Below are 7,446 nucleotides of genomic sequence, written 5' to 3' on the forward strand. Positions count from 1 at the left end.
GAAGGAGAACGCCCCCGCGGTGCCCACGATCTCACCCTCGTCGACCACCGCGATGGTGCGGTCCAATGGCGTCACCGAGCGCCACTTCGCCACCTCCTCGTCGCTGGCGACCTCACCGAAGGCGGCCTCGACCGTGCGGGCGTAGGCGGGGAACTCGTCCTCGGTGACGGCGCGCATCTCCAGGTCCATCCCCCCAGTCTGCTCGCGCCGTCCCACGTCTGTGCGGTGATTTCGGTGGCCGGAGCGACCACGGTCACCGCCCAAACAGGACCGGAGCGTCAGGCCTCGGCGTCGGCCTTGGCCCGGAGGAGGGCGGTGACGGCCTTGCCGTCGGCCTGGCCCTTGGTGGCCTTCATGACCTGGCCCACGAAGAACCCGGCCACCTTGGCGTCGCCGGCGCGGTAGCTGGCCCAGGCGTCGGGGTTGGTGGCGACGACCTCATCGACGACCGAGACCAACGCATCGGCACCCATGGCCTCGAAGCCGTGGGACTCGGCGATGGCGGCGGGGGCGCCACCGGTCTCGACCATCTCGGCCAGCACCGTCTTGGCCTGGGTGGCGGTGAGGGCGCCGTCGCGCTCCATCCGGCTCAGGTCGGCGAGACGGTTCGGGTCGAGGGCGTCGGATGCCACGCCCGCCAGGTTGTGCTCGGCATGGGTGAGGAGGCGGGCAGCGTCGCCGCCGGCAGCCAGGGCGGCGACCACGAGGCCGTCGAGGCCCCGGTCGACGACGGCCGCCGCCGACTCGGCTCCGGCCCCGGTCACGTCGATCAGCGCGGCGCGACGGTCGGCCGGCATCGGCGGGAGGGCGGCGCGCGCCGCCTCGATCCAGGCGTCGTCGGGGTCGAGGGGGACGAGATCGGGCTCGGGGAAGTAGCGGTAGTCGTAGGCCTCCTCCTTCGAGCGCATGGTGTGGGTGCGCCCGTCGGCCTCGTCCCAGTGGCGGGTCTCCTGCACGACCCGCTCGCCGGACCCCAGGAGGTCGACCTGCCGCCGCGCCTCGTACTCGATGGCCCGGCCGAGTGACCGGGTCGAGTTGAGGTTCTTGATCTCGCAGCGGTTGCCGAGCACGTCGTCACCGACCCGGCGCACCGACACGTTGGCGTCGACGCGCATGGAGCCCTCCTCCATCTTGGCGTCGGAGGCCCCGGCGGCGAGGAGCACGGCCCGCAGCTCGTTGACGAACGCCCGAGCGTCCTCGGCGCCGCGCAGGTCGGGCCGACCGACGATCTCGACGAGGGGCACGCCGGCACGGTTGTAGTCCACCAGCGAGTGCACGGCGTCGGTGATGCGGCCGCCCCCACCCACGTGGGTGGACTTGCCGGTGTCCTCCTCGAGATGGGCCCGTTCGATGCCCGCACGGGTCCCGCTCGGCAGCTCGAGCCAGCCGTCGACGTTGATGGGCTGGTCGTACTGGCTGATCTGGTAGTCCTTCGGCATGTCGGGATAGAAGTAGTTCTTCCGCGCGAACGTGCTCGGCGCGACGGTGCAGTGCAGGGCCAGGCCGAGGCGCATGGCCAGCTCGACGGCCTGGCGGTTCAGCACCGGAAGCGAGCCGGGCAACCCGAGGCACACCGGGCACACGTTGGTGTTGGGCTCGTCGCCGAAGGCGTTGCGGCAGCCGCAGAACAGCTTGGTGGCCGTCGCGAGCTCGCAGTGGACCTCGAGGCCGATCACGACCTCCCACCCGGCCAGCGCGCCGGCCGCCGCCGACGACGCCGTCTCGGTGGCGCTCACGCGCCCACCTCCCCGGCCATGGCGTCTTCGAGGACGGCGGCGGCGCGGAACATGGTGACCTCCTGCAGGGCGGGGGCGAGCAGCTGCACGCCGACGGGGAGGCCATCGGCCCCGGACCCGAACGGGACGCTCATGGCCGGGTCACCCGACAGGTTCGACGGGATGGTGCAGACGTCGGACAGGTACATGGCGAGCGGGTCGTCGGTCTTGGCGCCGAAGGGGAAGGCGGTGCTGGGCGTGGTGGGCGCCAGCAGGAGGTCGAACGAGTCGTAGGCGGCGGTGAAGTCGCGGATGATCAGCGTGCGGACCTGCTGGGCCTTGCCGTAGTAGGCGTCGTAGTAACCGGCCGAGAGGGCGAAGGTGCCGAGCATGATGCGGCGCTTCACCTCGTCGCCGAACCCCGCGGTGCGGGTGGCCAGGTTCATCGCCGGGGTCGTGGGGGCGTCGACGCGCAGCCCGTAGCGCACGCCGTCGTAGCGGGCGAGGTTGCTGGAGGCCTCGGCCGGCGCGATCAGGTAATAGGCCGAGACCCCGAGGGAGACGGCGGGGACCGAGGTCTCCTCGACGGTCGCCCCGGCGGCGGCGAGAGCCTCGGCCGCAGCGGTCACCCGGGCCCGCACATCAGGCTCGATGCCCTCGCCCATCAGCTCTCGCACCACCCCCACCCGCAGGCCGTCAACGCCCTCGCCGAGGTGGCGCACCAGCTCCGGCGAGGGCTGGTCGATCGACGTGGAGTCCATCGGGTCGTGGCCGGCGATGACCTCGAGGAGGGTTGCGGCGTCGGCCACGGTGGGGGCGAACGGCCCGATCTGGTCGAGGCTGCTGGCGAAGGCGATGAGGCCGTAGCGGCTCACCAGTCCGTAGGTGGGCTTGACACCGACCACACCGCAGAACGAGGCGGGCTGGCGGATCGACCCACCGGTGTCGGAGCCGAGGGCCAGTGGGGCGAAGCCGGCGGCCACCGCGGCCGCGCTGCCGCCACTGGAGCCACCCGGCACCCGCGACAGGTCGTGGGGGTTGCGGGTGGGGCCGAAGGCCGAGTTCTCGGTGGACGAGCCCATGGCGAACTCGTCGAGGTTGGTCTTGCCGATGGCGATCGCCCCGGCGGCGGCCAGGCGCTCGACGACGGTGGCGTCGTACGGCGGCCGCCATCCCTCGAGGATGCGAGACGAGCACGTGGTGGGCAGGCCCCGGGTGCAGAGGTTGTCCTTGAGCGCCACGGGGACGCCGGCAAGCGGGCCGGGGTCGCCGCCGTCGGCGATCCGTCGGTCGAGGTGCTCCGCCGCCAGGTGTGCGTCGCGGTCGTGCACGGCGTTGAAGGCGTGGATGTCGCCCTCGCGGCCGGCGATGGCCTCGAGGTGCTGCTGGACGACCTCCACGGCCGTGCGCTCGCCCGCGCGGACGCTTCGGGCCACCTCGAGGGCGGACAGGACGGTGGCGTCGGACATCAGGGCGCCTCGCCGAGCACCGGCGGGACGCGGAAGCGTTGGTCCTCCACCGACGGCGCGGCGGCGAGGACCTCGTCGCGCTCGAGGCTCGGCCTGGGCTCGTCGGCCCGCAGCACGTTGCGCAGCGGCAGCGGGTGCGAGGTCGGAGGGACCCCCTCGGTGTCGAGGGCCTCGACGTCGGCGGCGTGGTCGAGCACCTTCGCCAGCTGGCCGGTGAACGTGTCGAGCTCCTCCTCGGTCAGCTCCAGGCGTGCGAGGGCGGCCACATGGGCGACGTCGTCACGGGTCAGCGATGCCATGGGGGCATGGTACGGGCCGCGGCAAGGGCGACCGGCAGCGGTGGGACCGTCAGCGGTCGGTGGCGTCCGGAGCCGTGTCCGCCTCGTCATCACCGGCCAGCTCGAACCACACCACCTTGCAGGACGGCGCCAGCGTCACGCCCCAGGCCGAGGCCATCTGGTCGATGAGCCACAACCCCCGCCCCCCGACGTCGTGAGGGGCCGGGCACCTCAGCTCCGGTGCCCGGCAGCACGCGTCCTCCACCTCCACCCGCAACCGGTGGCCGTCCCAGCGGACACGGACCGCCACGGGCGGAAGCCCGTGTTCCATGGCGTTCACCATCAGCTCGGTGGCCAGCAGCGACAGGTGCTCGTCGTCGACCGAGGCGCCGAGTCGGTGGGCCACGTCGACCAGCCTCCGGCGGACGGCCTCCAGCGCGGCGAGGTCGGCGGGGACCCCGAACGCGAGCTCCACCACACCGCCCCTCTCCATGCCCATGGAGTACCCCCTGCTGGCGAACCTATGTCGAACCGGGCAATGTCCGCCACCCGCGGAGGCGGGAGGTGCGGGCTAGGCGGTCACCTTGGTGACGAAGTCGACAGCCGAGCGATTGATGAGCTCCTTGTCATGGTCGAGGGTGGCCACGTGGTAGCTGCGCTCGAGGATCACCCGCTCGACAGGACCGGACACGGTCGCGGCGAGGTGGTCGCTCGCCGCCGGGTTCACGACGTGGTCCTGCCGGCTGGTCATGATCAGGACCGGGCAGACGATCGCCGGCAGGCGCTCCTGGAGCTCGTCGACGGCCTCGAACAGCGAGAGGGCCGGCTCGAGGGGCGACCCGTCGTAAGCCCGCTCCACCACGTCAGGATCCGCGATGTCGGACCCGATCCCGGGCGAGATGGTCTCGCCGCCGTCGATCATGAGCCGCACCATCTCGAGCACCTCGGGCTCGCTCGGCAGCACGGCGGCGTTGATGCAGACGATCCCGGCGATCTCGGGGTGGTGGCCAGCCAGCCAGCACGTGAGGGTCCCGCCCATCGAGAGCCCGGCCACGACCACGGCGTCGACGCGGCCGGCCAGGTCGAGGTAGGAGGCCTCGGCGGCCGCCGCCCAGTCGGTGAAGCGGGTGGGGACCATGTCCTCGACCACGGTGCCGTGCCCGGGCAGCAGGGGCATCTCGACGGTGAAGCCGGCGGCGACCATGGCATCGGCCAGCGGCCGCACCGAACCCGGGTTGCCGGTGAAGCCGTGGAGCACCAGGACGCCCACGGGCCCGCCCGCGACAGACACGGGCTCGGCGCCGGGGATGAGGTCACGCTGCTCGGTCATGACCAGACCGTACCGCCCCGCGACGGCGAGGCCGGAGCCGCGAGCACGCATGCCCCAGCGCTGGTCCCGGATCGGCCGCTGATCGGCCCGGGGCCGTCCGGACGGATCAGACGTAGGGGTCGTCGGCCCCGAGGGGCTCCTCCCACCAGTCCTCCGGTGGGGCAGACCACTCGGGGTCGGGGTAGATGCAGTCGACCGGGCAGGGGTCGACGCACTTGCCACAGCCCGAGCACAGCTCGGGGACGATGATGACGTCGATGCCGTGGTTGAAGATGGCCCCGAACTGGTCCGGGCACCAGCGGATGCAGGTGTCGCAGTTGATGCACTCCGACATCTCGATGCGGAACGGCGCCACCTTCCACTTTGGGTTGCGGGCGCGCTCCTCGATGCGGGTGAGCCGGTTGCTCGCAGCCATGCCCGAAGCGTATCTGACAGATCTGTCATTGACCGGGCGGTCAAGGTCGGTCAGGCTTCTCCCGTGGACGACGGACGCCGGTTGACGGCGCAGGGGCGGGAGCGCAAGCAGCAGTTGCTCGACTGCGCAGCCGAGCTGTTCGCGGAGCGAGGTTATGCCGAGACGCGCGTCCTCGACATCGTGCGGGCCGCCGGAGTGGCCAAGGGCCTCTTCTACTGGTACTTCGAGAACAAAGAGGCCCTCTTCCGGGAGCTGGTGAGCACCACCCGCCACAGCCTCCGCAAGACCCAGGGCGACGCCGTCGACCGCAACGCCGACCCCCTCGAACAGCTCCGCCAGGCCACCGAAGCGTCGGTGCAGTTCATGATCGAGAACGCCAAGCTCTACGCCCTGGTGCGGGCCGAGGGGATGGACCGCCAGATGGCCTCGATCCTGCGCACCGGTGGTGACGTGCACGTGGCCGACACGGCTCGGATGGTGCAGGCGGCCATCGACGCCGGCCTGGCCCGGGACGACGACGCCACCTTGCTGGCCTACGGGATCATCGGCACCGTCGCCTACTACACCCACTTCCACCGCACCGGTCGCATCACCATCGAACCGGCGGAGCTGGCGGCCTTCGTCGGGCGATACGTGGTCCGGGCCGTCGCGGTCGACAGCACCGTGGCCCTCGACTCCGAGCTGGCCGCCGCCGCCTCACGGGGGCTCACCGCCAACGCCTGAGCTCGCGTACCCACCGCTCCCGGCGGGCCACTACCTTGCCCTCGGACGCGGACGAACCGCCCAGACCCCGACGAACGGAGCACCATCATGGCCACCTACCCCTTCCTGAGCGACGAGTGGATGGAGGCTGCCAAGCAGCTCCGCGAGGAGTACCGCGGCAAGACCTCCCCCGCCGCCCACAAGATCAAGATGAACCAGGTCATCACCGACGTCCCCTTCGGTGAGGGCGTCGTCAACGCCCACATGGACTCCAGCTCGGGCGACATGGAGATGGAGCTCGGCCACATCGACGACGCCGAGCTCACCGTCACCATCGACTACGAGACGGCCAAGGCGATCTTCGTCGACCAGAACCCCCAGGCGGGCATGCAGGCCTTCATGGCCGGCAAGATCAAGGTCCAGGGCGACATGACGAAGCTCATGGCCATGCAGCAGTCGGCGCCCGACCCAGTCGCCACCGAGCTCGCCGAGAAGATCAAGGAGATCACCGAGTAGCCCGGCCCGGGGCCCCGCCGGGCGGGGCCCCGCCGAGCCATCCGGCTCCCGCCATGGCGCTGATCGAGCTCACGACGTTCCGTCTCCTCGACGGCGTCGACGACGAGACCTTCCTCGAGGTCGACGAGCGGGCGAGGACGGCGTTCCTCTACCACCGGCACGGGTTGCTGCGGGCCAGCACCGCCAGGGGCGAGGGGGGCTGGGCCACCCTGGTGCTGTGGTACTCGGAGGCCGACGCCGACGCCGCCGCCGCGGCGGCGGCCGACCACCCGGCCGCCGCCGCCCTAGCAGCTCTGGTCGACGACAGCTCCCGCCGGCGACAGCGCTTCACGACCCTCGACTAGCGCGTCTGCCCCACCATCACCCCGCACATCAGGGCCACCACCCTGGCGCAGCCCTACAAGAATCTGTCGCACACCTTCATGCACCCGGAGTCCGTCGGTGCCACGGTTGGCCCAGTAGCCGGATCAGCCGGCCCGTACGAGGGGGACACGCCGTGCTCGACTTCACCTATCGAACCGAAGCGACGATCAACGCGGACCCGAAGGTGGTCTTCGATCTCGTCAGCGATCCTGCGCTGCATGTCGAGTTGGCGGGAAGCGGTGAGCTCAACGTGGTGAAGCAGATGCCGCTCGGAGAAATCGGCCTCGGCACACGTCTGCTCGTCGACGAGACGGTGAAGTTGGTAGACGGCACCGGGATGGACGTGAGCAGCGACTCGGTCATCGTGGCGTTCGATCCTCCGAAGTGCATCTCCTGGATCGTCTCGGCGGTGACGATGCCCGAGCAACCTCGGCGGGTGCAGTGGTGGTTCACCCTGACGCCGGCTGGCCGGGACTCGACACATGTGGCCCACGAGGTCGAAGTCGACTTCGGTGAGCCGCAAGACGAGATGCTCCGCGGTCTGAAGGAGAACTACGAACAGATCCGGGCGCCATTGGTCCGGACCGGGATGGAGCGCACGCTCGAGAACGTGCGCAAGCTGGCCGAGCGGTAGTCAGGCCGGTCGGGGGGCGAGGGC

General features: G+C 71.1%; 11 protein-coding genes. 4 read left to right on the forward strand and 7 right to left on the reverse strand.

Annotation, left to right across the window (positions count from 1 at the left end; translation table 11 throughout):
* The 7 genes from VMN58_04235 to VMN58_04265 all read right to left on the reverse strand — a co-directional run.
* Positions 1 to 189, reverse strand: a 189-nt coding sequence (locus VMN58_04235) for a GNAT family N-acetyltransferase (protein HUF32401.1), incomplete at its 3' end; no start/stop codon positions are given.
* A gap of 89 nt (positions 190 to 278) precedes the next feature.
* The gene (gatB, locus tag VMN58_04240; GenBank protein HUF32402.1) at positions 279 to 1,736 is read right to left on the reverse strand and encodes an Asp-tRNA(Asn)/Glu-tRNA(Gln) amidotransferase subunit GatB; all 1,458 of its coding nucleotides are present in this window, start codon (positions 1,734 to 1,736) and stop codon (positions 279 to 281) included.
* Complete coding sequence (gene gatA / locus VMN58_04245; GenBank protein HUF32403.1) at positions 1,733 to 3,184, reverse strand: Asp-tRNA(Asn)/Glu-tRNA(Gln) amidotransferase subunit GatA; 1,452 nt, start codon at positions 3,182 to 3,184, stop codon at positions 1,733 to 1,735. Before gatA ends, gatB begins: the two co-directional genes overlap by 4 nt.
* A complete protein-coding gene (gene gatC / locus VMN58_04250; GenBank protein ID HUF32404.1) occupies positions 3,184 to 3,483 on the reverse strand; it encodes an Asp-tRNA(Asn)/Glu-tRNA(Gln) amidotransferase subunit GatC in 300 nt (99 codons plus the stop codon). Before gatC ends, gatA begins: the two co-directional genes overlap by 1 nt.
* A 49-nt stretch (positions 3,484 to 3,532) precedes the next feature.
* The gene (locus tag VMN58_04255; protein HUF32405.1) at positions 3,533 to 3,961 is read right to left on the reverse strand and encodes an ATP-binding protein; all 429 of its coding nucleotides are present in this window, start codon (positions 3,959 to 3,961) and stop codon (positions 3,533 to 3,535) included.
* Positions 3,962 to 4,033: 72 nt separating this feature from the next.
* Positions 4,034 to 4,792 carry an alpha/beta fold hydrolase gene (locus tag VMN58_04260; GenBank protein HUF32406.1) on the reverse strand — a complete coding sequence of 253 codons (759 nt, stop codon included), beginning with the start codon at positions 4,790 to 4,792 and terminating at the stop codon, positions 4,034 to 4,036.
* 106 nt (positions 4,793 to 4,898) lie between these two features.
* Complete coding sequence (locus tag VMN58_04265; GenBank protein HUF32407.1) at positions 4,899 to 5,207, reverse strand: 4Fe-4S dicluster-binding protein; 309 nt, start codon at positions 5,205 to 5,207, stop codon at positions 4,899 to 4,901.
* Between the two features lie 63 nt (positions 5,208 to 5,270).
* Here VMN58_04265 and VMN58_04270 point away from each other — a divergent pair, with 63 nt between their 5' ends.
* The 4 genes from VMN58_04270 to VMN58_04285 all read left to right on the forward strand — a co-directional run bounded on the left by VMN58_04270 (position 5,271) and on the right by VMN58_04285 (position 7,422).
* Positions 5,271 to 5,930 carry a TetR family transcriptional regulator gene (locus tag VMN58_04270; protein ID HUF32408.1) on the forward strand — a complete coding sequence of 220 codons (660 nt, stop codon included), beginning with the start codon at positions 5,271 to 5,273 and terminating at the stop codon, positions 5,928 to 5,930.
* Between the two features lie 87 nt (positions 5,931 to 6,017).
* A complete protein-coding gene (locus VMN58_04275; protein ID HUF32409.1) occupies positions 6,018 to 6,425 on the forward strand; it encodes an SCP2 sterol-binding domain-containing protein in 408 nt (135 codons plus the stop codon).
* Between the two features lie 53 nt (positions 6,426 to 6,478).
* Positions 6,479 to 6,769, forward strand: coding sequence for a hypothetical protein (locus tag VMN58_04280; protein ID HUF32410.1), 291 nt, complete (start codon positions 6,479 to 6,481; stop codon positions 6,767 to 6,769).
* A gap of 152 nt (positions 6,770 to 6,921) precedes the next feature.
* Complete coding sequence (locus tag VMN58_04285; protein HUF32411.1) at positions 6,922 to 7,422, forward strand: SRPBCC family protein; 501 nt, start codon at positions 6,922 to 6,924, stop codon at positions 7,420 to 7,422.
* Positions 7,423 to 7,446 lie beyond the last annotated feature (24 nt).

Source organism: Acidimicrobiales bacterium, assembly GCA_035512495.1.
Lineage (GTDB): Bacteria > Actinomycetota > Acidimicrobiia > Acidimicrobiales > CADCSY01 > DATKDW01.

What these genes read in the sequence shown, in the direction of transcription:
- gatA (HUF32403.1), bottom strand. Translation starts at nt 3,184, where the DNA reads ATGTCCGACGCCACCGTCCTGTCCGCCCTCGAGGTGGCCCGAAGCGTC.
- gatC (HUF32404.1), bottom strand. Translation starts at nt 3,483, where the DNA reads ATGGCATCGCTGACCCGTGACGACGTCGCCCATGTGGCCGCCCTCGCA.
- VMN58_04255 (HUF32405.1), bottom strand. Translation starts at nt 3,961, where the DNA reads ATGGGCATGGAGAGGGGCGGTGTGGTGGAGCTCGCGTTCGGGGTCCCC.
- VMN58_04260 (HUF32406.1), bottom strand. Translation starts at nt 4,792, where the DNA reads ATGACCGAGCAGCGTGACCTCATCCCCGGCGCCGAGCCCGTGTCTGTC.
- VMN58_04265 (HUF32407.1), bottom strand. Translation starts at nt 5,207, where the DNA reads ATGGCTGCGAGCAACCGGCTCACCCGCATCGAGGAGCGCGCCCGCAAC.
- VMN58_04275 (HUF32409.1), top strand. Translation starts at nt 6,018, where the DNA reads ATGGCCACCTACCCCTTCCTGAGCGACGAGTGGATGGAGGCTGCCAAG.
- VMN58_04280 (HUF32410.1), top strand. Translation starts at nt 6,479, where the DNA reads ATGGCGCTGATCGAGCTCACGACGTTCCGTCTCCTCGACGGCGTCGAC.